Genomic DNA, 22,128 nt, shown 5'->3' on the forward strand with positions numbered 1-22,128 from the left:
CGAGACGGCCCCGCCCGGGACGGGCGGGGCCGGACGGCGTCGGCCTCAGAGGGTCTCGCGGGCCGCGCGAAGCCGGGCGAGGCTCACGTCCCTGCCCAGCAGCTCCATCGACTCGTACAGCGGCGGGGACACCGTCTTGCCGCTGATCGCGACCCGGACCGGCCCGAAGGCCTTGCGCGGCTTGAGGCCCAGCCCCTCCACGAGCGACTCCTTGAGGGAGGCCTCGATGGCCTCGGTGGTCCAGTCGATCCCTTCGAGCCCGGCGATCGCGGCGTCGAGGACCTCGGCCGCGCCCTCCTTGAAGGTCTTCTTCGCGCTGGCCTCGTCGATCTCGATCTCGGTGCCGCAGAACAGGAACCGGAGCATCTCGGTCGCCTGCCCCAGGGTGGTGCAGCGCTCCTGCACCAGTGGCACGGCCACTGCGAGCACGTTCCGCTGATGGTCGGTCGGCTCGGCCGGGAGCAGGTCGCGGTCCTGGAGCCACGGGATGAGCTGCTCGGTCAGCTCGGCCGGGTCGACCGCGCGGAAGTGGTCGGCGCAGATCGCGTCGAACTTCTTCTCGTCGAACCGGGCCGGGTTGGACTTGACGTCGTGCAGGTCGAAGGCGCCGAGGAACTCCTCGACGGTGAAGGTGTCCCGGTCGCCGCTGATCGCCCAGCCGAGGGTGCCGACGTAGTTGAGCACGCCCTCGGGCAGGTACCCGGCCTCCTTGTACTGCAGCAGGTTCGAGCGCGGGTCGCGCTTGGACATCTTCTTGCCGCGTTCGTCGACGATGAGCGGCAGGTGCGCGTACTCGGGCACCTCGTCGGCGATCCCGAGGTCGATCAGCGCCCGCCACATCACGATCTGGCGGGGCGTGGACGCCAGCAGGTCCTCGCCGCGGGTGACCACGTTGACCTTCATCAGGGCGTCGTCGACCGGGTTGGTCAGCGTGTACAGCGGCGAGCCGTCGCCGCGGGCGATGACGTAGTCGGGGACGGTCCCGGCCGGGGTGGTCACCTCGCCGCGGACGGCGTCGGTGAAGGTGATGTCCTCATCGGGCATCCGCATCCGGTAGACCGGCTTGCGGCCCTCGGCCCGGAAGGCGGCCTTCTGCTCGTCGGTGAGGTCGCGGTCGAAGTTGTCGTAGCCGAGCTTGGGGTCGCGGCCGGCCTCGCGGTGGCGGGCCTCGACCTCCTCGGGGGTGGAGAACGCCTCGTAGGCGTGTCCGGCCTCGACCAGGCGCTTCATGACGTCGGCGTAGAGGTCCCCGCGCTGGGACTGCCGGTAGGGGGCGTGGGGGCCGCCGATGTCGGGGCCCTCGTCCCAGGTCAGGCCGAGCCAGGACAGCGCCTCGAGCAGTTGGCGGTAGGACTCCTCGGTGTCGCGGGCGGCGTCGGTGTCCTCGATGCGGAAGACGAACCGGCCGCCGTGGTGGCGGGCGTGGCCCCACGAGAACAGGCAGGTGCGGACCAGGCCCCAGTGCGGCAGGCCGGTGGGGCTGGGGCAGAAGCGGGTGCGGACGTCACTCACTGGGAACCACCTTGTTGGACAGAGTGCCGATGCCGGCGACCGAGACCGAGACGGTGTCGCCGCCCTGCAGCGGGCCGACGCCGGCCGGGGTGCCGGTGAGGACGACGTCGCCGGGCAGCAGCGTCATCACCTGGGAGATGTAGGAGATCAGCGTCGCCGGGTCGAAGACCATGTCCTTGGTGGAGCCGAGCTGGCGGACCTCGCCGCCGACCTCGCAGCGGATCTCGTTGTCGGTCGGCTCCAGGTCGGTCTCGATCCAGGGGCCGAGCGGGCAGAACGAGTCGAAGCCCTTGGCGCGGGTGAACTGGACGTCCTGGCGCTGCAGGTCGCGGGCGGTGACGTCGTTGGCGCAGGTGTAGCCGAAGACCGCCTGCGAGGCGGCGTCCCTGTCGGCCTCCCGCGCCCCGGGCAGGCCGATGACGACCGCGAGTTCGGCCTCGTGCTCGACCTGGTCGGACACGGCCGGCAGCCGCACGCCCTCGCCGGGGCCGACGACCGAGGTCGAGGGCTTGAGGAAGATCAGCGGCTCGGAGGGCACCTCGTGGCCGTGCTCGGCGGCGTGGTCGGCGTAGTTGCGGCCCACGCACACGATCTTGGACGGCAGGATCGGGGCCAGCAGGCGCACGTCCTCCAGCGCCCACCGCTGGCCGGTCGTCTTCACCTGCGCGAAGGGGTGGCCGTCGACTTCGGCGGCGGTGGCGCCGGGGCCCTCCCCTTCGAGAACCGCGAACGACATGCCGGTGGGGTGAGCGATCCGTGCGATGCGCACACTGCGCCCCTCTCTAGTACTGAACGAAGCTTCCGGCCTCAGCTTAGTTCGGCCCCCGGGGCCGGCGGAGTCACTACCCGACCAGTAGGAACGGCACCACGATCAGCGCGGTGCCGAGCAGCGCGCCGACGACCATGCCCGTGCCCATCCGCCGCAGGCGCCCCGACAGGCCGACGGCGAATCCGATCGCGCAGGTCACCGGGGTGGCGATGAGCGAGGAGATCGCCGACGAGCCCAGGCGGACGTTCAGGGAGACGCCCAGGTCGTCGACCAGGACGAACCCGAGCACCAGCGCCAGGACGAGCTGCATCACCAAGCCGAGGAGGAACCCGGCGACGAACCGGCGCCGCGAATAGACCGCCGAGTCGGCGGCCCGGGCGGCGGCGCGGGCACGGTCGGTGGCATAGGAAGTCACGCCCTCAACTCTAATACGCCACCGCCCGGCCCCCGGTCCCGCGGCCCGGCCGGGGACGCGCCGCGCCGCCTCCCGGACTCGCCGCCGTTCCCGTGCGAGACTGCCGCAATGCGCCGTTCGGTCACACTGCTCGCACTGATCTCCGTGCTCGTCTTCGTCCAGGTCCCCGCCGGTGCCATCGACTCCGACCTGCCGCGGGCCAGCGCCTCGTTCGGCGCCGACGTCCGCAAGGTCGCCTACGACGGCGACGTGCTGTACGTCGGCGGGAGGTTCACCGGCGCCCGCGACGTCGACGGCGACCTCGCCTCCCGCCGCTACCTGGCGGCGGTCGACACCGCCGACGGCTCGCTGCTGCCGTTCGCCCCGGAGCTCGACGGGCCGGTCTACGACGTGGTCACCGCCGGCGGATACCTGTACGTCTCCGGCGACTTCCGGCGGGTCGAGGGCGTTTCGATGCCGCGGGTGGCGCGCTTCGGGCTCGACACGGGGCGACTGGACCCCGAATGGCGCCCGCTGCCGTCGGCGACGGTGTTCGCCGTCGAACCGGCCGGCGACACCGTCTACCTGGGCGGGCGCTTCGCGCGGGTCGCCGGCGCCGACCGGCGCCACCTGGCGGCCGTGTCGGCCGGCGACGGGTCGGTGCTCGGCTCCTTCAAGGCGGCGGTCGGCGACGGTTCGGTGCGCGACATCGAGCACGCGGACGGGCGGCTGTACATCTCCGGCTCGTTCGGCCACGTCGAAGGCGAGGAGCGGCACGGCAAGCTGGCCGCGCTCGATCCGGCCGCCGGGGCGCTCGACCCCTCCTTCGACGCGAGGGTGTACGTGCTGATCCGCCAGATCGCCGTCGACGGCGACCGGGTCTACGCGGCCCTGGACGGCCGCGGCGGCGAGCTCCGCGCCTTCGACCGCGGCGGCGAGGCGCTGTGGCACCAGGGCGTCGACGGCGGGGTGCAGGCGGTGACCGTCTGGGACGGCGCGATCGTGGCCGGCGGCCACTTCGACAGGGCGTGCGTCACCAACCGGTCGGGCCCGACCGGGGAGTGCGTCGACGGGACCAAGGCCGACCGCGGCAAGCTGTTCGCGGTCGACTCGGGCGGGCGGATGCTGCCGTGGAACCCGGGCGCGAACGGGGTGATCGGCGTGTGGGATCTCGAAACGCACCCGCGCGGTTCCAACATCGCCGCCGGCGGCACGTTCACCACCTTCGGGGGCGGGTCGATGTGGCAGCAGCGGCTGGCGATCTTCGACTGACCGGCCCGGCGGCCCCGGAGGATCGCCCCGGGGCCGCTCCACCGCGCGGCTACTGCCGGTTCAGGCCGTAGGCCATGCCCTCGGTGAGGGCGTTCCAGGAGGCTTCGATGAGGTTGGGCGCGACGCCGACGGTCGTCCAGTCGGTCTCGCCGTCGCCCATGGTGACCAGGACGCGCGTCACCGCGTCGGTGCCGGAGGACCCGGCCAGGATGCGGACCTTGAAGTCCGACAGGTCCAACTGGGCCAGCCGCGGGTGGCGCTCGGCCAGGGCTTTACGGAGCGCGGCGTCCAGGGCGTTGACCGGGCCGTTGCCTTCGGCGGTGGAGATGACGCGCTCGCCCTCGACGTCGAGGCGGACGGTGGCCTCGGCGACGGTGGCCCCGTCGGGGTCGTGGTCGACGATGACGCGGTAGGTGTCGAGGGTGAACGGCCGCGGCAGTCCGCCCTCGACCTCGTCGCGCACCAGCAGCTCGAACGAGGCGTCGGCGGCTTCGAACGACCAGCCCTTTGCCTCCAGTTCCTTGACGCGTTTGGTGATCCGCTCCAGCGCGGCCTGGTCGCCGGAGAGGTCGACGCCGATCTCGCGGCTCTTGAGCTCCACCGAGGCCCGGCCGGCCATCTCGGTGACCAGGATGCGCATGTCGTTGCCGACGACCTCGGGCTCGATGTGGTTGTACAGCGCCGGGTCGGCCTTGATCGCGGAGGCGTGGATGCCGGCTTTGTGCGCGAAGGCGGCGTGCCCGGTGTACGGGGCGTGCTCGTCGGGGGCCATGTTGGCGATCTCGGCGACGGCGTGGGAGATGTGGGTGAGCTTCTCCAGGCAGCCGTCGGGCAGGACCTTCAGGCCGAGCTTGGTCTCGAGGTTGCCGATGACGCTGAACAGGTTGGCGTTGCCGGGGCGCTCGCCGTAGCCGTTGGCGGTGCCCTGGACGTGCATGACTCCGGCCTCGACGGCGGCGAGGGTGTTGGCCACGGCGCAGCCGGTGTCGTTCTGGGCGTGCATGCCCAGGCGGATCCGCTCTGGCGGCAGGTCGGCGGCGAGTCTGTCCCGGAGGTCGGTGACCGCGCCGGTGACGTCGGAGGGGATCGAGCCGCCGTTGGTGTCGCACAGGACCACGGCGTCGGCGCCGGCTTCGAGGGCGGTGCGGACGACCAGGGTCGCGTACTCCGGGTCGTGGCGGAAGCCGTCGAAGAAGTGCTCGCAGTCGATGAAGGTCTCGCGGCCGTGCTCGCGCCCGGACCTGACCGAGTCGGTGATCATCGCGAGGTTCTCCTCGGGGCTGGTCCGCAGGGCCTGCCGGACGTGCCGCACGTCCGACTTGGCGACCAGGCACAGGGCGGGGGCGCGGGAGTCGAGGAGCGCCCGGAATCCGGGGTCGTCCTCGGCCCGCGTCCCGGCCCGGCGGGTCATGCCGAAGGCGACGAGTTTGGCGTGCTTGAGGGTGAGCTCCTCGGCGGCGCGGGCGAAGAACTCGGTGTCGGAGGGGAGCGCCCCCGGCCAGCCGCCTTCGATGTAGTCGACGCCGAGCTGGTCGAGCAGCCCGGCGACGGTGAGTTTGTCGGCCACCGAATAGCGGAGGCCCTCCATCTGCGCGCCGTCGCGGAGCGTGGTGTCGAAGACGTGGAACTGTCCGACGGTGTGTGGTTGCGTCACGGTGTGCTCCAGGTTGGTTTCCGTATCGGCTGAACGTTGACTAGGGCCCCACGAAAAAGACCCCCTGCGGTCGCAGGAGGTCTGGCGCTCGGCGGTGGCATCTACAGCCGGTGCTCCGCCGGGCGCCCGCAGCTAATGATGAGCTGGAAGGTCACGAAGGGAAGTATGCCATCCGCCCGAGGAGCGGACCAGCATTTCCCGCCATCTGGGAGGCGGCGTGTCACCATTCGGCACCGAGCAGGCGGCGCCGCCACGCCAGTATCCCGACTCCGGCGCCGATGGCCAGGACCGCGATGCCGACCCCGGCCGCGATCCCGGTGCCGGTCGTCGGCAGCTTGGGCTGGGCCGGCGGCGTCGACTCCTGCGGCGACGTGGAGGTCGGCGGCTGGGTCGTCGGCGGCGCGGTGGTCGGGGGCGCCGTGGTCGGGGGCGCCGTGGTCGGCGGCGCGGTGGTCGGGGGCGCCGTGGTCGGCGGCGTGGTCTTCGGCGGCTTCTGCTTCTTGGAGTCGACCTCGGTGTAGACCCACTCGTGCGCGTGGCCGTCGGGGCCGTCGACGACGACCACCTCGGCGCCGCCGGCGGCCTCGGCGGCGCCCTCGACGCCGAGGTAGTGGCCCTCGGAAGTCGAGAACCGCCAATCCTGCGCCGAGGGGACGTCCTCGTACTCCGCGGTCCACTGCGTGGCCTCGGCGCACTCGGCGAGTCCCACCGGCGCGGCGGCCGCGCCCGCCTCCACCGGCGCCGCGGACAGGCACTCCCCGGTCGGTTCGTGGACGATCATGTGGACGCCGAGGTCCAGGAGGGCCTCGACCGGGACCAGCGACCACTCGTCGCCCTCCTCGGCGAGCACGGCGGACTCGCCGTCCCAGGCCAAGGCCAGGTCGGAATGGTCCTTCAGATGGAGGTGCACCTGCGGTGCGGACGCCTCCTCGGCTTGAGCGGGGACGGCGATGGGCAAGGCTGCGGCGGCCGCGATGAACGCGGCTTTGGCCAACTGGCTTCTCATGGTGGGAATTAGATCAAATTAGGATATTTCACGTTATTCGAGCCGGATCCTGCCGCGGATCTCGCTCGCCGCGTCCCCTGCGGCGCGCAGCCGCTCGGCCGCGTCGGTGAGCGTCTCCAGGGTGTCGTCGGCCGAGTTCGCCGCCAGCGCCTCCCGCAGCCCCACCGAACCGGCCAGGCACTCCCCGGCGGCCGCCACCATGTCCTCATAGGCGCCGACCCCCGACTCCAGCCGCTCCACCAGGCGGTCGCGGTCCTCCTTCAGCGTCTCCAGCTTGGGGCCGCGCGCCAGCCGGATCGACTGCTCCACGTCGCGGACGGTCAGCGCCAGCCGGTACAGCTCCTGGCCCGCCCCGGCGGCACCCGCCAGCGCGGCCCCGGCCTCGGGGTCGCCCTCCAGGCGCTGGGCGAGCTGCTCGGCGGTCACCCCGGCCCGCTCCAGGCGCTGGTACGGCCCCCACGCGGCGCTGCGGCGGAACTTCGAGCGCATGCGCTCGCGGCGCAGCATCTCGGCGGCCTCGCCGAAGAACCCGCGCACCTCCGAGCCGAGCTCGGCCCGTCCGCCGTGCAGTTCGAGGGAGTCGCGCTCGGCGGGCATGGCGCGGGCCAGGCGCCGGTAGTCGAGCCAGCGGACCACCGCCAGGGCGCCCGAGAGTCCGGCCGCGACCACCCAGACGCCGTCGGAGCCGGTGATGCCGTCGAAGGGGACGAAGAACGCCGAGCCCGCCACCGAGCCTCCGGCGGCGGCCGTCCAGAACCGGGCCGAGGACAGCCTGCCGCGCAGGCGCCTGCGGGCGCGCTTGCGGTCCCTGGCGTCCACCGGGGCGTCCCCCCTCAGCTCTTGGTCGAGTCGGCCTCGGCCTCGGAGTCGCCGTCATTGCCGAGGCTGTCGCGGATGTCGGCCAGGCGGGCGTTGGTGACCGACTCCTTGGACTCGACCGCCGGGCTCTCGGTCTTGGGCTCGGAGCCGGCGGCGGAGCCGGAGAGCTGGTCGCCCTCGAGGGAGGCGCGGATCTGGTCCAGACGGGACGAGCCGGCCATGTCGCGGCTGGCGCGGTCGACCTCCAGCAGGCGGCCCTCGACGGTGTTGCTGGCCAGTTCGGCGCGGCCCATGGCGTTGGAGTAGCGCCCCTCGATCTTGTCGCGGACCTCCCCGAAGTCCGGCACGTTCCCGGGAGAGGCCGTCTGCGACATCGACTCGAGCGAGGAGGCGATGGTCTCCTGCATCTTGGCCTGCTCCAGTTGGCCGAGCAGCTTGGTGCGCTCCTGCAGCTTCTGCTGCAGCATCGTCTGGTTGTCCTCGACGGCCTTCTTCGCCTGGTCGGCCGCGGCCAGCGACTGGTCGTGCATCGTCTTCATGTCTTCAAGGGACTGTTCGGTGGAGACAAGCTGACTCGCCAGCACCTCGGCGGTCTGCTCGAACTCGCGGGCCTTCGCCTCGTCGCCTTCGGCGCGCGCCTTGTCCGACAGCACGAGCGCCTGACGCGCCTGCGCCTGCAGCCGCTCCACTTCGGCCATCTGGCGGTTGAGCTTCATTTCCAACTGGCGCTGATTCCCGATCACCGAGGCGGCCTGCCCCACCAGTACCTGGTGCTGCTTCTGCGCTTCCTCGATCGCCTGCTGGATCTGGATCTTGGGGTCGGCGTGCTCGTCGATCTTCGCGCCGAACAGCGCCATCATGTACTTCCAGCCCTTGACGAACGGATTGGCCATTATCGGGGTCCTTCCGGTGATGTAAACGCCGACTTCCCTACAGTGTCGGACATCCTCGCCACGAATGCGCGCCAGGGTGACCGGCTCATTCGCCAAAACTACATCATCGGTCGCGTTCAGGCAGCCGCCCGCAGTACCGAATCGGTCACCTCGCCACGGCGATGGCGAGACCGGACTTGGGCGATGGAAGCGGGCGACGCCGCGGCGACCCGGCGGCGGCGCGTCTGCTCCTCGATCGCGGGCTGCGCCTCGTGCTCGACCTCGCGCGGCAGCGGCAGCACCGCCACCGACCGGCCCTGCGGCGTCAGGGCGTCGCCGGGCTTCTCATGGGACGCGACCTCCCGGGCCACCTCCGCCAGGACCTCGCTCAAGCGCACCTGCAGCGCCCCGCACACCGAGGCCAGCAGCTCACTGGAGGGCTCCTTGTGACCGCGCTCGATCTCCGACAGGTACCCCAGGCTGACGTTGGCCTGCTTGGAGACGTCGCGGAGGGTCCGCCTCTGGGCGCGGCGGCGGCGACGCAGGGTCTCTCCCAGAAGTTCCCGCATCAACATCATCGAACTCTCCTCTGCGCCGCGATCACTCTGCAGCCTTGGCGGAGCCTGCGAGCCATCCATTGGTCAAGGCTAAGTGGCCACTGCAAGCCTAGCGCGTCCGGCCCGCCTCGCTCCCTCTCAATTTAAAGGCCTTCCAGAGGTAATCCATTCCCGTGGCCACGGTGAGGATCACCGCAGCGCCCATCAGCCACGGCCCGACCAGGTCCAGCGGCTCCGGCCACGGCCACAGGTACCAGGCCACCGCCGTGATCTGGAGGACCGTCTTCAGCTTCCCGCCGCTCCCGGCCGCGATGACCGAGTGCCGGAGCACCGCCATCCGCAGCGCGGTGATGCCCAACTCCCGCAGCAGAATCAGCGCGGTGACCCACCACGGCAGCACCCCGTGGAAGCTCAGCAGCACCAGCGAGGTGCCGATGAGGGTCTTGTCGGCGATCGGGTCGGCGAGCTTGCCGAACTCGGTGACCAGGCCGCGCGAGCGGGCCAGCCACCCGTCGACGAAGTCGGTCGCCGAGATGAACACGAACATCGCGCACGCCAGCATCCGCCACCCCGAGTGCTCCATGCCCGAGACGATCACCACGACCGCGAAGACCGGCACCAGGAAGATCCGGGCCACCGTCACGACGTTGGCGATGTTCCACGGCGACACCGGGCGCGGCTCGGACCTCACCGGGGCTCCTCCACGACCTCGGCGACCAGATCCACCCCGTGGGAGTCGACGATCTCGGCGGCGGTGAAATCGCCCACTCGAAGGCGGTCGACCGCGCCGACCAGCTCCACCGAGCCGTCGACCTCGGGGGCCTGGAAGGCGGCGCGGCCCTCGACGCCGTCGGCTCCGGCCGACTCCACCAGCACGGTCGCGCGCTCGCCGACCCGCTCGGCGGCACGCTGGCTGACCAGTTCGTCGACCAGCATGGAGACGCGGGTGAGGCGCCGGTCGACCACGTCGGGGTCGACGTGCCCGTCGAGGCCGGCGGCCTCGGTGCCGTCCTCGTCGGAGTAGGCGAACACCCCCACCGAGTCGAGTCGGGCCTCCGAGAGGAACCCGGTGAGCTCCTCGAGGTCGTCCTCGGTCTCGCCGGGGAAGCCGACGATGACGTTGGTGCGGGCTCCGGCCCGCGGGTCGCGCTCGCGGATCTGGTCGAGCAGGGCCAGGAAGTTGTCGGTGGACCCGAACCGCCGCATCCGCCGCAGCACGGCGGCCGAGGAGTGCTGGAACGACAGGTCGAAGTAGGGCGCGACCTTGCCGATGCGGCACACGGCCTCGATCAGGCCGGGGCGCAGCTCGGCCGGCTGGAGGTAGGACAGGCGGATCCACTCGATGCCGTCGACGGCGGCCAGCCCCTCGAGCAGGCGCTCGAGCGCGTCCGGGTCCGAGAGGTCCTTGCCGTAGGAGGTGGTGTTCTCCGAGACCAGGTTGAGCTCCTTGACGCCGTCGGCGGCGAGCCAGGCGGCCTCGGCGAGGACCTCCTCGGGGGTGCGGGAGACGAACGATCCGCGGAAGGACGGGATCGCGCAGAACGAGCAGCGCCGGTCGCAGCCGGAGGCGATCTTGAGGTTGGCGACCGGACCGGTCGACAGCCGCTTGCGGGTCACGGCCAGGTGCGCGGGGGCCCCGGCGGTGTCGGCGGCGGCCGCGGCCTGGTCGGCCCGGGAGTGCCCGGGGACGACGGCGGCGGCGCTCTGCCGGTCGGCGGGGGTCAGGGGCAGGAGCCGGCGCCGGTCGGTGGGCCGGTGCGAGTCGAGCTCGCGCCCGGAGAGCACGTCGTCGAGGCGCGCGGCCATGTCCGGGTAGTGGTCGAAGCCGAGAACCGCGTCGGCTTCGGGGAGGCTGTCGGCCAGCTCGGTCCCGTAGCGCTCGGCCATGCAGCCGGTGGCGACGACCTTGGCGCCGGTCTCGGCGGCGTCGAGCAGCACGTCGATCGATTCGGCCTTGGCCTGTTCGATGAACCCGCAGGTGTTGACCATGACCACGTCGGCGTGCTCGCCGTCGTCGGTCACACTCCACCCGCCGGCCGCCAGGCGGCCGGCCAGTTCCTCGGAGTCGGTCTCGTTGCGCGCGCAACCGAGCGTGAGGACCGCTACCTTTTTCGCGGCCGATTGAGCTGATGACACCACAAAAGCGTACCTAGCTGTGATCGGCCGACGGCCGGGCGGCGGCGACGACCACGTTTTTCCACGCCCGGGCGGCGTGGACCGCCCCGGCGATCACCCACCTGTATGATGGCTGCTCGCCTTTGGCGCTTATGCCATAAGCTTGCCTCATGTCCCCCATAGGCAACGCCTCTGCCCGCGTCAGACCCTTCCGCCGGTCCGCGCTGCTCGCCCTCGGCGCGGCCGCCGCCCTGACCGTCGCCGCCTGCGGCGAAGCGCCCACCGGAGCCCTGAACACCCGCGCCGGCTACACCGCCGACGGCGCCGAGGTCCCGGTCTCGATCTGCCCCGAAGGCGAATCGCACCTGACCGACGAGGAGGGGACCCTCATCGGCCCCCACTTCGCGCTGCGCGTCGAGTGCGCCGCCTCCTTCGACGAGATCCCCGAGGACTACCAGCTCGAGTACCTGCTCGGAGAGGGCACCGAGCTGTTCCCGCCGCCGGCCGGCCACGAGTTCACGGTCGTCCAGTTCGCCCCGGAGCCGGGCGTCGAGGCCCAGCACCCGGTCAAGGACGACACCGAGCTCGAAGGCACCCTCGCCATCGGCGAGCAGACCTGGGACTTCGACGGCGAGGTCCCGGCCCCCGGCTCGGCGTACTTCGCGGTCGCCCAGGAGGGCGCGCCCATCACCCTGGAGGTCAACGACACCGACCGGACCCAGTCGATGGACCTGCGCGAACGCACCCGGGACGGCCTGATCGAGGCCTACTACCAGGGGTCGCGCCGGACGATCACCACCGACTCGGTGGAGAACACGGTGAGCGCCTACCTGGAGTCCGGCAGCTACCAGTACAGCCTCGACGAGTGGACCTACGTGGTCACCTTCGTGGTCGACCGGTCGGTCTTCACCGAGGACGAGGGCTGGGTCGCCGACGCCGACCGGGCCAGGCTCAGCATCGACTTCGTGTGGTTCCGCGAGACCCAGGAACTGGGGCTGGTCTGGGACATCGACCCCGAGGAGGTCCTGGAGGTCTCCGGCCCGGACGGGGCCCTGGAGGCGGCCGAGGTCGACAGCTACGACGAGGACTGGGACGGCGACCAGGTGGGCCGCTACTACACCCTCACCTACGACGTCCCGGCCGAGGCGCTGGAATTCGACCTCACCTTCCACCCGACCGGGCACATCCAGTGGGAAGAGGAAGGCGTGGACATGCCCGTCGACGGCGACGAGGAGCACGAGGTCTCGGTCGACTTCGGCTGAGGGCGCCCCGTAATCCGCCGCGGATCGAGGCGATCACGTCCCCCAGCTCGTCGGGCTTGACCAGGACGTCGCGGGCCTTGGTGCCCTCGGAGGGGCCGACCACGCCGCGGGTCTCCATCAGGTCCATCAGGCGCCCGGCCTTGGCGAAACCGACCCGCAGCTTGCGCTGCAGCATCGAGGTCGAGCCGAACTGGGTGGTGACCACCTGCTCGACCGCCTGGCACAGCACGTCCATGTCGTCGCCGATCTCGGGGTCGATGTCCTTCTTGCCGCCGGGAGGGGCCGTGACCTCCTCGATGTACTGCGGCTCCATCTGCGATCTCACGTGCTCGACGATGGCCTCGATCTCGGTGTCGGAGACCCAGGCGCCCTGGATGCGCTCGGGCTTGGCCGCGCCCATCGGCAGGAACAGGCCGTCGCCGCGCCCGACCAGCTTCTCGGCGCCGCCCTGGTCGAGGATGACCCGGGAGTCGGCGAGGCTGGAGGTGGAGAACGCCAGCCGCGAGGGCACGTTCGCCTTGATCAGGCCCGTGACCACGTCCACCGACGGCCGCTGCGTGGCGAGCACCAGGTGGATCCCGGCCGCGCGCGCAAGCTGCGTGATCCGGACCACCGACTCTTCCACGTCGCGGGCCGCCACCATCATCAGATCGGCCAGCTCGTCGACGATCACCAGCAGATACGGGTGGGGCCGCAGCTCGCGGTCCGAACCGGGCTCGGCCTGGAGCTCGCCGGAGCGGACCTTGCGGTTGAAGTCCTCCACATGCCGGACCCCGGCGTAGGCCAGGTCCTCGTACCGCATGTCCATCTCCTTGACCACCCACTGCAGCGCGTCCGAGGCCTTCTTCGGGTTCGTCACGATGGGGTGGACCAGGTGCGGGATGCCCTCGTAGTTGGCCAGCTCCACCCTCTTGGGGTCGATCAGCAGCAGCCGCACCTGCTCGGGGGTCGCGCGCACGAGCGTCGACCCCAGCAAGGTGTTTATGAGGCTGGATTTCCCCGAGCCGGTGGCGCCGGCCACAAGAAGGTGAGGAGTATTCGTCAAGTTCGTCAGGATGTAGCCGCCCTCGACGTCCTTGCCCAGACCCACCAGCATCGGATGGTCGTCGGCCTTCGCCTGCGCCGACCGCAGCACGTCGCCGAGCGCGACGTTCTCCCGGTCGGTGTTGGGGATCTCCACGCCCACCGCGCTCTTGCCCGGGATCGGGTTGATGATGCGGATGTCCGGGCTCTTGACCGCGTACGCGATGTTCTTCGACAACTGGATGATCCGCTCGACCTTGACGGCCGGTCCCAGCTCGATCTCGTAGCGGGTCACGGTCGGCCCGCGGGTGAAACCGGTGACGGCCGCGTCCACGTTGAACTGCCCGAAGACCTCCTGGAGGGCGGCGATCACGGCCTCGTTCGACTTCGACCGCTTCTTGGCGGCCGGGCCGGGCGGCAGCAGCTCCATCCCCGGCAGCCGGTAGTCGTCGTCCATGGCCGCCGAGCCCTCCGAGAGCGTCGGCTGCTCCACCTTCTTCGGCGGCGGGGTGTGCTCGGGCGGCTCGCGTTCGGGTTCGGCGATGACGGTGGTATCGCGGCCGCCCGGCGCCGGATCGTTCAGCTCCGGCACCTCCTCGGGCGACAGGCGCGGCAGGACCGTGGTGGCGCGGTGGACGTTCCGGGCCTCCTCCTCCTGGAGGCGCTTGGCGGCCTCGCTCTTGCGGTGCGCCTTCCGCTTGGACCCGCCGCCGGAGTCCTCGAACGACTCCACCTTGCCGGTCGCCAGCTCCCACAACCGCACCAGCTTGGCCGGTACCTGGTTGAGCGGGGTGGCCGTCGCGACCAGGACGCCGAACACCAGCAGCAGCACCAGCAGCGGGAAGGCCACATAGGGCGAGACGCCCAGCGACACCCCGCCGCCGACGATCCAGCCGATCTGGCCCCCGGCGGCCATGCGGTCGCCCATGTCCGACGGCAGCCCCGAGATCAGATGCAGCAGGCCCAGGCTCGACAGCCAGATCGCACCCCAGCCGACCAGCGCCCGGCCGTGGGCCTCCTCGGGCGGTTCCATGCGCATCACCCGCAGCCCCCACAGGACCAGCAGCACCGGCAGCGCGCGCGTGGCCAGGCCCAGCGCCCAGTCCAGACCGAACGCCAGGTGCTCCCCCACCGGCCCGGCCACGTCGAACCACACCGCCATCGCCAGCACGATCGCCACGGCGATGATCAGCAGCCCCAGGCCGTCGCGGCGGTGGGCCGGGTCGATCCGGCGGGCCGTGGCCGCCTCCTTGCCGACCGAGCGGGCCACCCAGCCGGTGGCGCGGGCACTGCCGACCCACAGGCCGCGCAGCGCCATCCCGCTCGCCTCGATCGGACCGGGGATCGCATCGGCGCGGCGCTTCTTGGCCGCCGCCTTCTGCGCCGGGGTCTTCCTGCGCTTGGCGGGCGCCCGCTTGGCCGGCGCGCGCTTCGCGGTCCGCTTGGCCACCTTCTTCTGGGTGGGCTTCCGCTTCGCGGACGAGGTCCGCTTGCGCGCGGTCTTGCGCGCCCTCCCGGAAGTCTTCGCCATCATGGCCCATACGTTACCGCCGCCGCTCCCGTATACACGCTCTAGAGTGAGGCCCATGCCGAGAACGATCTTGGTGACCGGCGCCGGGCGCGGGCTCGGGCGATCACTCGCCGAGCGCCTGAGCGAGCGCGGTGAGGCCGTGATCGCCCACGCGCGGAGCCGGTCCGCGCTGGAGGGGGTGCCGTGCGAGCGGCGCCTCATCGCCGACCTCGAAGCGCCCGAAACGCTGGCCGAGCGGGTGGCCGGGGCGCGGATCGAGCACCTGGACGCGCTGGTCCACAATGCCGGGGTCGCGCACACCGGTCCGGTCGGCGAGCAGCGGCCCGACCGATGGCGGCAGAGCCTGGCGGTGAACCTCGCCGCACCGGCGGAACTGACCCGGCTGCTGCTGCCGGCCCTGCGCGCGGCCCGCGGCCGCGTGGTGTTCGTCAACTCCGGGGCGGGCCTGTCGGCGGGGCCGGGCTGGAGCTCGTACGCGGCGGCCAAGCACGGCCTGCGGGCGCTGGCCGACGCCCTCCGGGCCGAGGAGCGGGCCGCGGGCGTGCGCGTGACGAGCTTCTATCCGTCGCATTTCGACAGCGACATGCAGCGGCGCGTGCGCGAGCAGTTCGGTTCGGACTACGATCCGGACCGGGCCATCAGCCTCGAGTCGGTGACCGACGCCCTGATCGGCCTGCTGGACGCCCCGGAGGACCTGGTCGTCAACGACATCCGCGTGGAGCCGCCTAACCCTCTGCCGATCCGTCCGCGTGCTGATCGTCGGTCTCCTCCGCCTTGAGCGGCCTGCCGCGACGGCCTTCCACTCGAGGCCGTGCGGCGGCGCGGTCCATCAGGTGCTCGATCTCCTGGGCGAGCGTGAGCCCGTCCTGCTCGGCCAGCCGCTGGAGCCGGTCGTGCAGCGACTTGGGAACCTCGATCGTCGTCATCACGGTCGTACCGTGCAGGATGGCCGCCGCGGGCGTGGCTACGCCACGCCCGCGAAACGACCCGCGAAGCAGTGAGCTCTCACACTTCCAGGACGTGGGGGACGATCATCGGGCGGCGGCGGTAGGTGTCGTTGACCCACTTGCCGACCGTCCGGCGCAGGATCTGCTGGAGCTGGTGCGGGTCGGCCACGCCGTCGGAGGCGGCCGCCTCCATGGCGTCGTCGATGAGCGGCAGGACGCCCTCGAACGCCTTCGGGTCCTCCGAGAACCCGCGGGCCGACACGGTCGGGCCGCCGACCACCTTGCCGTTCTCGGAGTCGATCACCACCGTGGCGGCGACGAAACCGCCGTCGCCCAGGACGCGCCGCTCGTTGAGGACCGGCTCGCCCACGTCGCCGACCGACAGGCCGTCGACGTAGACCAGGTTGTTCGGGAGGTGGCCGACCAGCCGGGCGCGCCCGTCGACGAGGTCGACCACGTCGCCGTTCTCGACCACGATCACCTGGTCGGACGGGACGCCGGATTCGACCGCGAGCCGGGCGTGGGCCTGCAGGTGCCGGTACTCGCCGTGGACCGGGATCATGTTCGAGGGCTTGACGCTGTTGAGCACGTACAGCAGCTCCCCGGCGGGCGCGTGCCCGGAGACGTGGACCTTGGCCACGTCCTTGTGGATCACCGAGGCGCCGGTCTGGGCCAGGCGGTTGATGACCCCGTAGACGGCCGTCTCGTTGCCGGGCACGAGCGAGGAGGCGAGGATGACCGTGTCGTCGGAGTCGACGGTGATGTGCCGGTGGTCGCCCGAGGCCATGCGGCCGAGGGCGCTCATCGGCTCGCCCTGGGAGCCGGTCGACATGTAGACGATCTCGTCCTTGGGCAGCCGCACCGCCTCGTCCATGCTCACCAGGAGCCCCTCGGGGATCTTCAGCAGGCTCAGGTCCCGGGCGATGGCCATGTTGCGGACCATGCTGCGGCCCACGAACGCGACCTTGCGGCCGTGGGACCAGGCCGCGTCGAGCACCTGCTGGACCCGGTGGACGTGGCTGGCGAACGAGGCCACGATGACCCGGCCGGTGACGTCCTCGAACAGCTTGTCCAGGACCGGCCCGATCTCGCGCTCGGCGGTGACGAAGCCGGGGATCTCGGCGTTGGTCGAATCCGACAGCAGCAGGTCGACGCCCTGGTCGCCGAGCCTGGCGAAGCCGGCCAGGTCGGTGATCCGCCCGTCGAGCGGGAGCTGGTCCATCTTGAAGTCGCCGGTGTGCAGCACCAGGCCGGCGCCGGTGCGGACGGCCACGGCCATCGCATCGGGGATGGAGTGGTTGACCGCGAGGAACTCCAGCCCGAACGGGCCCAGGTCGATGGTGTCGCCTTCGGCGACGAGGCTGCTGACCGGCTTGATGCGGCGCTCGCGGAGCTTGGCCTCGACCAGGGCCACGGCGAACCTGGAGCCGACCAGCGGGATGTCGTTCTTGTGCTCGAGCAGGAACGGGATGCCGCCGATGTGGTCCTCGTGCCCGTGGGTGATGACGATCGCCTCGATGTCGTCGAGGCGGTCGAGGATGGGCGTGAAGTCCGGCAGGATGAGGTCGACGCCCGGCTGCTCGACGTCGGGGAACAGGACACCGCAGTCGACGATGAGCAGCCGCCCGTCGTACTCGAACAGGGTCATGTTCCGGCCGATGGCGCCGAGGCCGCCGAGGGGCGTGATGCGGAGGCCGCCGGCGGGCAGCTCGCCGGGATCGCGGAGGTCGCCGGATCTGCTGCGGCTCATCGGACCTCCTCCACCTTCGCCAGGTTCTCGGCTATGAAGTCGGCGACCATCGAATCCGCCGGGGTCAGCGGCAGCCGCGGCTCGCCGGCGGGCAGGCCGCGCTGGGCCAGGGCCGACTTGACCGCGACCACCCCCTGGGCCGGACCCTGGAGGGCGCTCAGGGCCGGCAGGAGGGCGTCGTTGATCGAGGAGGCCCGGTCGACGTCGCCCTCGTCGTAGGCGTCGAACATGGCGTTGATCTGCCGGCCGACGAGGTGGGCGATGACCGAGACGACGCCGACCTGGCCGGTCGCGTAGGCGGCGAGGTTGAGCGCGTCGACGCCGCAGTAGAAGGTGAGGCCGGTGGCGACGCGGACCCGCTGGCTGCCCGAGAGGTCGGCGGTGGCGTCCTTGACGGCGATGATCCGCGGGTGCTCGGTGAGCCGCAGGTAGGAGGCGTCGGTGATCGGCACGCTCGAGCGCGGCGGGATGTCGTAGAGCATGCAGGGCAGCTCGGTGGCGTCGGCGATGGTGGTGAAGTGCGCCTCGATGCCCTCCTGGGGCGGCCGCGAGTAGTAGGGGGTGACCAGCAGCAGGCCCTGGGCCCCGGCCTTCTCGGCGTCCTGTGCGAGGCTCACCGAGTGGCGGGTGTCGTTGGTCGAGGCGCCGGCGACGATGTGGGCGCGGTCGCCGACGGTCTCGACGACGGTCTCGATGAGCTGGGCCTTCTCTACGTCGGTGGTGGTGGGCGACTCGCCGGTGGTGCCGTTGAGGACCAGTCCGTCGAGTCCCTGCTCGTCGACCAGGTGGCGGGCCAGTTCGGCGACGCCGGGGACGTCGAGTTCGCCGGACGGCGTGAAGGGCGTGATCATGGCCGTCAGTGTGCGCCCGAAGGGCCGAGTCACATTACGCATTTGCTTTCACCAATACTGCTTGAGGCGGTCCGGGGCCTCGAGGCCCGGTCGCTCGTTCGTTCACTGTCTCAAGTTGCGCCGCCGCCTCGGGCGGCTTCGGTCGTCTTCGCTCCCGCATCGGCGTCCGCGGTGCCGCCGACCGGCGCACCTAGCCTTCGGTGACGTAGGGGCTGTGCGCGACTTCGGTGCCGTCGTCGAGCGAGGCGATCTCGAAGTCCTCGAAGACGTTCGCGGCCTTCTCCTGGAGCCGGCGCAGGCATTCGACGGCCAGCGCGCGGATCTCGACGTCGGCGTGCTCGGAGGCGCGCATGGCGATGAAGTGGCGCCAGGCGCGGTAGTTGCCGGTGACGACGATGCGGGTCTCGGTGGCGTTGGGCAGCACCGATCGCGCCGCCTGGCGCGCCTGCTTCCGGCGGAGGGTCGGGTTGGCCACGTCGGCGAACTTCTTCTCCAGGCCCTCGAGGAGGTCGTCGTAGGCCTGCTGGGAGGCGTCGGCGGCGGCGAGGAACCGCTCGTGGAGCTCGGGGTCGGAGGCGATCGCCTCGGGCTCGACCATCCGGCCTTTGCGCTCGGGGACGTAGCGCTGGCTCAGTTGGGAGTAGGAGAAGTGCCGGTGGCGGATCAGCTCGTGGGTCAGCGACCGGGAGATGCCGGTGATGTAGAAGGTGACGCTGCCGTGTTCGAGGACCGAGAGGTGCCCTACCTTGAGGATGTGGTCGAGGTAGCCGGTGTTGGTGGCGGTCTTGGGGTTGGGCTTCTTCCAGGACTGGTAGCAGGCGCGGCCGGCGAATTCGGCGAGCGCCGAGCCGCCGTCGGCGTCGGTGTCCCAGGGGATGTCGGCCGGGGGCTCGAAGTGCGTCCAGGCGATGAGTCGGACGTCCATCGGTACGATTTCGGGCATGCCCCGGTCCCCCTCGTGATCGGTGTGCTTACTGGTTGTATCCGCTCTATGAGCCTACTCGGGCGGCGAGTGTGGGCCTCACCGCGCCCGTCGGGGCCACGGTGTCATCTGTACCCGAAGACGCAGGGGTTCGACCAGGGTTTTTCGCCTTCGGGCCTGCGGTGGCGGCACGGTGGACGGTGTGCGGAGTTGACAGACGTCAGAAGTGATGTCAACATGGTGTCATGGACTTGACGCCGCATATCGAATCGCTCCGCCGGAGCCTCACCGCCGCCGCCGCGCCGGCCGGTGAAGACGCCGCACGGACCGCCGAACTGTTGACAGAGTCGCTGGACGCGGGGGCGCGGCTCGCGCTGATGGAGGCGCTCTCCGAGGCCGCCGCCGAGATCACCGCCGGGCTCGACCAGGCCGGGTCGTCGGCCTCGGTCGATCTGCGCGTGCGCGGCAAGGAGGTCGACCTCCGGGTCACCGACGTCGAGGCCGCGGAGGCCGCCCCGCCGCCGGCGCCGCCTGTCGACGACGACGTCGCCCGCATCACGCTCCGGCTGCCCGAGTCGCTCAAGGAGGACGTCGAGAAGGCCGCTTCCGGCGACGGCGCCTCGGTGAACGCGTGGCTGGTCCGCGCGATCAACAACGCCGTGCACGCCTCGCGGGCCTCCGGCCAGCAGAGCGGCGCGAAGTACAGCCAACGCATCACCGGTTACGCAAGGGCGTAGGGATTATGAACGAATACACCGAATTCACCCACGAGGGCCCGATCACCGCGTCGATCACGCTGGCCGAGGGCTCGGTCAACGTCACCGGCCACGAATCGGACGTGGTGCTGGTCGAGATCAAGCCGGCCCAGCGCCCCGACAGCGACAACGACGCCGCCGACCTGGCGCGCGTCGACTTCGAGGACGGCCACCTGCGCGTGGTCGCGCCCGAGAAGGCCCAGAACTGGCTGTTCAAGCGGCAGATCGGCGTCCACATCGGCGTCAAGGTGCCAATCGGCTCCGAGATCGCGGTCAGGTCCACTTCGGCTCCGATCAGCCTGCACGGCAAGCTCGGGCCGGTCTCGGTCAACACCGTGGCCGGGTCGGCCACGGTCGAGCACGCCACCTCCGTGCGGGCCAACACCGTGTCGGGTTCGGTCAGCGTCATCGAGGCGACCGAGGACATCCGCGCCAACACCGCTTCGGGTCAGGTCAAGGCCGACCGCGTCGGGGGCGACCTGTCGGCCAAGACCGTCGCCGGGGGGATCGTGGTCGAGAAGGTGGCCGGATCGGTCAGCGTCAACACCCTCTCGGGCGGGATCGACATCGGCGCGCTCAAGTCGGGCACGTGCCGGGCCAACACCGTCTCCGGGCGGATCAGCCTCGGCGTGGTCGGCGGGACCGACGTCTGGATGGACCTGGACGCCAAGGCCGGGACGGTCACCTCGGAACTGGCGCCCGGCGACACCTCGCCGGCGCCCAGCGACGAAGGCACCAGCCTCGAGGTGCGGGCCAGGTCGGTCTCGGGCGACATCTACCTGCACAAGGCGAACGCCTACACATAGAAGTAGGTGAACGGCTCCCACGGCAGGTTGCGGGCGACGAAGAAGACGCCCCAGGCGATCAGGAACGACGTCAGCACCCCCGGGGTGAGGTGGAACCGCGGCAGTCGCCACCTCACCTTCGGGGCGAAGCGCGGCAGGGCCCAGGTCACGAACATCCAGACCAGGAACGGGGCGGCGAACACGGCCATCGCGTGGTGCCGGGCCGCCTCGGGCAGGTCGGCGGTGACCAGGTAGTAGAAGGCGCGGGTGCCGCCGCATCCGGGGCAGTCGAACCCGGTGGTCATCTTGAACAGGCACGTGGTGGGGCCGGTGTCGTCGGTGGGGTCGGCCGCGACGATCGCAGCCGCAGCCAGCGCGAAGCCGCCCAGCACTGCGACCGGGGCGAGCCAGGGCTTGGACAGCGTCCACGAGGTCAGCCGCGCGGCGGCGCCTTCACCGCGTCGGGGCGCGGCGTTCTCCAGGGTGGTCTCATCGACGGCGCACACCCCCTCAGCCTAGCCCGGCCCGGCGCCCTCGGGCCAGGCGTGCCGATTCTCCCGGAATTCACCGGTCCGGTACGTGCGGGCGCTTAGGCTCGGGGCATGCTCGGTCTCGCCAGACGCCTCGCCTCCGCCGTCGCCGCGATCGCCGTACTGGCCGCCTCCGGCGGGTGCATGCGGCTCGAACTGGACCTGGAGGTCAGGCCCGACGAGACGGTGGGCGGCACGTTCACCATCGCCTGGAGCGAGGAGTTCCTCGACGAGGTCCGCTCCGGCGAGGCCTCGGTCAGCGAGTCCGATTTGGAGGCGTTCATGGACGCCGTGCTGGAGGGCGCTCCCGGGGCCGATCGCGAACCGTACCGGTCCGAGGGCTTCGTCGGTCGGACCGCATCCTTCACCGGCCGGCCGCTGAGCGAGTTCGCCGAGTCCACCGGCGAGGAGTGGGGCTTCCTGCGCATCACCCGCGAGGACCGCCGGTACCTGCTGGAGGCCCGCTGGGACCTCCGCCCCTCGGGCTTCCTCGATCCCGGGGAGTTCGAGGACGCCCGGTTCCTGGTGTCGGCGACCTTCCCGGGCCGGGTCGGCGACCACAACGGCGAGCTCGAGGGCCGCACCGTCACCTGGCGAATGACCCCGGGCCAGGACTACGAGCTGCACGCCGAGGCGGTCAAGGCCGACGGATGGGCGTACCTGTGGGCCGGTCTCGCCTCCCTGGCGGCGGTGCTGGCGCTGCTGTGGCTGTGGCAGTGGTTCCGGATCCGCAAGCACTCCACGGGGATGCGACGTTAGCTCAGGCACAAACCGTGGCCGCCTCGCTCGGGGACCGTAGGCT

21 protein-coding genes and 1 pseudogene are annotated in these 22,128 nt (G+C 71.2%); 6 read left to right on the top strand and 16 right to left on the bottom strand.

Features of this window, described 5'->3' with window-relative positions; genetic code table 11:
• Nucleotides 1-45: 45 nt before the first annotated feature.
• The 3 genes from gltX to CUT39_RS09665 form a co-directional block, all read right to left on the bottom strand.
• The gene (gene gltX, locus CUT39_RS09655) at nucleotides 46-1,512 is read right to left on the bottom strand and encodes a glutamate--tRNA ligase (protein ID WP_100445947.1); all 1,467 of its coding nucleotides are present in this window, start codon (nucleotides 1,510-1,512) and stop codon (nucleotides 46-48) included.
• Nucleotides 1,505-2,281 (bottom strand): fumarylacetoacetate hydrolase family protein, encoded by a 777-nt coding sequence (locus CUT39_RS09660; RefSeq protein ID WP_100445949.1) that lies wholly within the window; start codon nucleotides 2,279-2,281, stop codon nucleotides 1,505-1,507. The genes gltX and CUT39_RS09660 overlap by 8 nt, the downstream gene beginning before the upstream one ends.
• Nucleotides 2,282-2,354: 73 nt before the next feature.
• Nucleotides 2,355-2,696: a hypothetical protein gene (locus CUT39_RS09665; protein ID WP_100445951.1), complete on the bottom strand. Its 342-nt coding sequence runs from the start codon at nucleotides 2,694-2,696 to the stop codon at nucleotides 2,355-2,357.
• A 108-nt stretch (nucleotides 2,697-2,804) separates the two neighbouring features.
• Between CUT39_RS09665 and CUT39_RS09670 the strand changes: the two genes are divergently transcribed.
• Nucleotides 2,805-3,947: a PQQ-binding-like beta-propeller repeat protein gene (locus CUT39_RS09670; protein ID WP_100445953.1), complete on the top strand. Its 1,143-nt coding sequence runs from the start codon at nucleotides 2,805-2,807 to the stop codon at nucleotides 3,945-3,947.
• A gap of 49 nt (nucleotides 3,948-3,996) precedes the next feature.
• Here the strand turns inward: CUT39_RS09670 and cimA are convergent, their stop codons facing one another.
• The 7 genes from cimA to rimO form a co-directional block, all read right to left on the bottom strand.
• Nucleotides 3,997-5,601, bottom strand: coding sequence for a citramalate synthase (gene cimA / locus CUT39_RS09675; protein ID WP_232805683.1), 1,605 nt, complete (start codon nucleotides 5,599-5,601; stop codon nucleotides 3,997-3,999).
• A 220-nt stretch (nucleotides 5,602-5,821) separates the two neighbouring features.
• Entirely contained in the window at nucleotides 5,822-6,607 is a 786-nt protein-coding gene (locus CUT39_RS20740) for an SKG-like transmembrane protein (protein WP_198587015.1), read from the bottom strand.
• 33 nt (nucleotides 6,608-6,640) lie between these two features.
• Nucleotides 6,641-7,426 carry a phage shock envelope stress response protein PspM gene (gene pspM, locus CUT39_RS09685; RefSeq protein ID WP_100445955.1) on the bottom strand — a complete coding sequence of 262 codons (786 nt, stop codon included), beginning with the start codon at nucleotides 7,424-7,426 and terminating at the stop codon, nucleotides 6,641-6,643.
• 14 nt (nucleotides 7,427-7,440) lie between these two features.
• Nucleotides 7,441-8,319, bottom strand: a complete 879-nt coding sequence (locus CUT39_RS09690; protein WP_100445957.1) for a PspA/IM30 family protein — start codon at nucleotides 8,317-8,319, stop codon at nucleotides 7,441-7,443.
• Nucleotides 8,320-8,435: 116 nt separating this feature from the next.
• Nucleotides 8,436-8,876: a helix-turn-helix domain-containing protein gene (locus CUT39_RS21475; protein WP_100445959.1), complete on the bottom strand. Its 441-nt coding sequence runs from the start codon at nucleotides 8,874-8,876 to the stop codon at nucleotides 8,436-8,438.
• An 88-nt stretch (nucleotides 8,877-8,964) separates the two neighbouring features.
• Nucleotides 8,965-9,546: a CDP-diacylglycerol--glycerol-3-phosphate 3-phosphatidyltransferase gene (gene pgsA, locus CUT39_RS09700; RefSeq protein WP_100445961.1), complete on the bottom strand. Its 582-nt coding sequence runs from the start codon at nucleotides 9,544-9,546 to the stop codon at nucleotides 8,965-8,967.
• Complete coding sequence (gene rimO, locus CUT39_RS09705; protein WP_100445963.1) at nucleotides 9,543-10,994, bottom strand: 30S ribosomal protein S12 methylthiotransferase RimO; 1,452 nt, start codon at nucleotides 10,992-10,994, stop codon at nucleotides 9,543-9,545. The genes pgsA and rimO overlap by 4 nt, the downstream gene beginning before the upstream one ends.
• A 146-nt stretch (nucleotides 10,995-11,140) precedes the next feature.
• Between rimO and CUT39_RS09710 the strand changes: the two genes are divergently transcribed.
• The gene (locus CUT39_RS09710; protein ID WP_100445965.1) at nucleotides 11,141-12,232 is read left to right on the top strand and encodes a hypothetical protein; all 1,092 of its coding nucleotides are present in this window, start codon (nucleotides 11,141-11,143) and stop codon (nucleotides 12,230-12,232) included.
• Nucleotides 12,233-12,245: 13 nt separating this feature from the next.
• Here CUT39_RS09710 and CUT39_RS09715 read toward each other — a convergent pair.
• Nucleotides 12,246-14,789: pseudogene (locus CUT39_RS09715) on the bottom strand (DNA translocase FtsK); the annotation flags it as partial.
• Nucleotides 14,790-14,841: 52 nt separating this feature from the next.
• Between CUT39_RS09715 and CUT39_RS09720 the strand changes: the two are divergent.
• Entirely contained in the window at nucleotides 14,842-15,564 is a 723-nt protein-coding gene (locus CUT39_RS09720) for an SDR family oxidoreductase (RefSeq protein ID WP_100445969.1), read from the top strand.
• Here the strand turns inward: CUT39_RS09720 and CUT39_RS20230 are convergent.
• From CUT39_RS20230 to thyX, 4 genes are all read right to left on the bottom strand, one after another.
• A complete protein-coding gene (locus tag CUT39_RS20230; RefSeq protein WP_157930579.1) occupies nucleotides 15,512-15,715 on the bottom strand; it encodes a hypothetical protein in 204 nt (67 codons plus the stop codon). The genes CUT39_RS09720 and CUT39_RS20230 overlap by 53 nt on opposite strands.
• A gap of 76 nt (nucleotides 15,716-15,791) precedes the next feature.
• Nucleotides 15,792-17,483 carry a ribonuclease J gene (locus CUT39_RS09725; protein ID WP_100445971.1) on the bottom strand — a complete coding sequence of 564 codons (1,692 nt, stop codon included), beginning with the start codon at nucleotides 17,481-17,483 and terminating at the stop codon, nucleotides 15,792-15,794.
• The gene (gene dapA / locus CUT39_RS09730; RefSeq protein WP_232805684.1) at nucleotides 17,480-18,334 is read right to left on the bottom strand and encodes a 4-hydroxy-tetrahydrodipicolinate synthase; all 855 of its coding nucleotides are present in this window, start codon (nucleotides 18,332-18,334) and stop codon (nucleotides 17,480-17,482) included. Before dapA ends, CUT39_RS09725 begins: the two co-directional genes overlap by 4 nt.
• A gap of 190 nt (nucleotides 18,335-18,524) precedes the next feature.
• Nucleotides 18,525-19,277: an FAD-dependent thymidylate synthase gene (gene thyX, locus CUT39_RS09735; RefSeq protein WP_100445975.1), complete on the bottom strand. Its 753-nt coding sequence runs from the start codon at nucleotides 19,275-19,277 to the stop codon at nucleotides 18,525-18,527.
• 224 nt (nucleotides 19,278-19,501) lie between these two features.
• Here thyX and CUT39_RS09740 point away from each other — a divergent pair, with 224 nt between their 5' ends.
• Both CUT39_RS09740 and CUT39_RS09745 read left to right on the top strand, forming a co-directional pair.
• Complete coding sequence (locus CUT39_RS09740) at nucleotides 19,502-19,993, top strand: hypothetical protein (protein WP_100445977.1); 492 nt, start codon at nucleotides 19,502-19,504, stop codon at nucleotides 19,991-19,993.
• 5 nt (nucleotides 19,994-19,998) lie between these two features.
• Nucleotides 19,999-20,817 carry a DUF4097 family beta strand repeat-containing protein gene (locus CUT39_RS09745; protein WP_100445979.1) on the top strand — a complete coding sequence of 273 codons (819 nt, stop codon included), beginning with the start codon at nucleotides 19,999-20,001 and terminating at the stop codon, nucleotides 20,815-20,817.
• Here CUT39_RS09745 and CUT39_RS20745 read toward each other — a convergent pair.
• Nucleotides 20,808-21,302 (bottom strand): DUF2752 domain-containing protein, encoded by a 495-nt coding sequence (locus CUT39_RS20745; protein ID WP_198587017.1) that lies wholly within the window; start codon nucleotides 21,300-21,302, stop codon nucleotides 20,808-20,810. The two genes, CUT39_RS09745 and CUT39_RS20745, sit on opposite strands and share 10 nt — an antisense overlap.
• 96 nt (nucleotides 21,303-21,398) lie before the next feature.
• Between CUT39_RS20745 and CUT39_RS09755 the strand changes: the two genes are divergently transcribed.
• Nucleotides 21,399-22,085, top strand: a complete 687-nt coding sequence (locus tag CUT39_RS09755) for an LppM family (lipo)protein (protein ID WP_100445981.1) — start codon at nucleotides 21,399-21,401, stop codon at nucleotides 22,083-22,085.
• Nucleotides 22,086-22,128: the final 43 nt, after the last annotated feature.

The organism is Glycomyces xiaoerkulensis (genome assembly GCF_002798405.1).
In the GTDB taxonomy this organism is placed as follows: domain Bacteria; phylum Actinomycetota; class Actinomycetes; order Mycobacteriales; family Micromonosporaceae; genus Glycomyces; species Glycomyces xiaoerkulensis.

Coding starts and splice junctions, on each gene's coding strand:
- CUT39_RS09745 (WP_100445979.1), top strand. CDS start 19,999: ATGAACGAATACACCGAATTCACCCACGAGGGCCCGATCACCGCGTCG.
- CUT39_RS09670 (WP_100445953.1), top strand. CDS start 2,805: ATGCGCCGTTCGGTCACACTGCTCGCACTGATCTCCGTGCTCGTCTTC.
- CUT39_RS09690 (WP_100445957.1), bottom strand. CDS start 8,319: ATGGCCAATCCGTTCGTCAAGGGCTGGAAGTACATGATGGCGCTGTTC.
- CUT39_RS21475 (WP_100445959.1), bottom strand. CDS start 8,876: ATGATGTTGATGCGGGAACTTCTGGGAGAGACCCTGCGTCGCCGCCGC.
- thyX (WP_100445975.1), bottom strand. CDS start 19,277: ATGCCCGAAATCGTACCGATGGACGTCCGACTCATCGCCTGGACGCAC.
- dapA (WP_232805684.1), bottom strand. CDS start 18,334: ATGATCACGCCCTTCACGCCGTCCGGCGAACTCGACGTCCCCGGCGTC.
- CUT39_RS09755 (WP_100445981.1), top strand. CDS start 21,399: ATGCTCGGTCTCGCCAGACGCCTCGCCTCCGCCGTCGCCGCGATCGCC.
- CUT39_RS09720 (WP_100445969.1), top strand. CDS start 14,842: ATGCCGAGAACGATCTTGGTGACCGGCGCCGGGCGCGGGCTCGGGCGA.
- CUT39_RS09725 (WP_100445971.1), bottom strand. CDS start 17,483: ATGAGCCGCAGCAGATCCGGCGACCTCCGCGATCCCGGCGAGCTGCCC.
- CUT39_RS09740 (WP_100445977.1), top strand. CDS start 19,502: ATGGACTTGACGCCGCATATCGAATCGCTCCGCCGGAGCCTCACCGCC.
- CUT39_RS09710 (WP_100445965.1), top strand. CDS start 11,141: ATGTCCCCCATAGGCAACGCCTCTGCCCGCGTCAGACCCTTCCGCCGG.
- CUT39_RS20740 (WP_198587015.1), bottom strand. CDS start 6,607: ATGAGAAGCCAGTTGGCCAAAGCCGCGTTCATCGCGGCCGCCGCAGCC.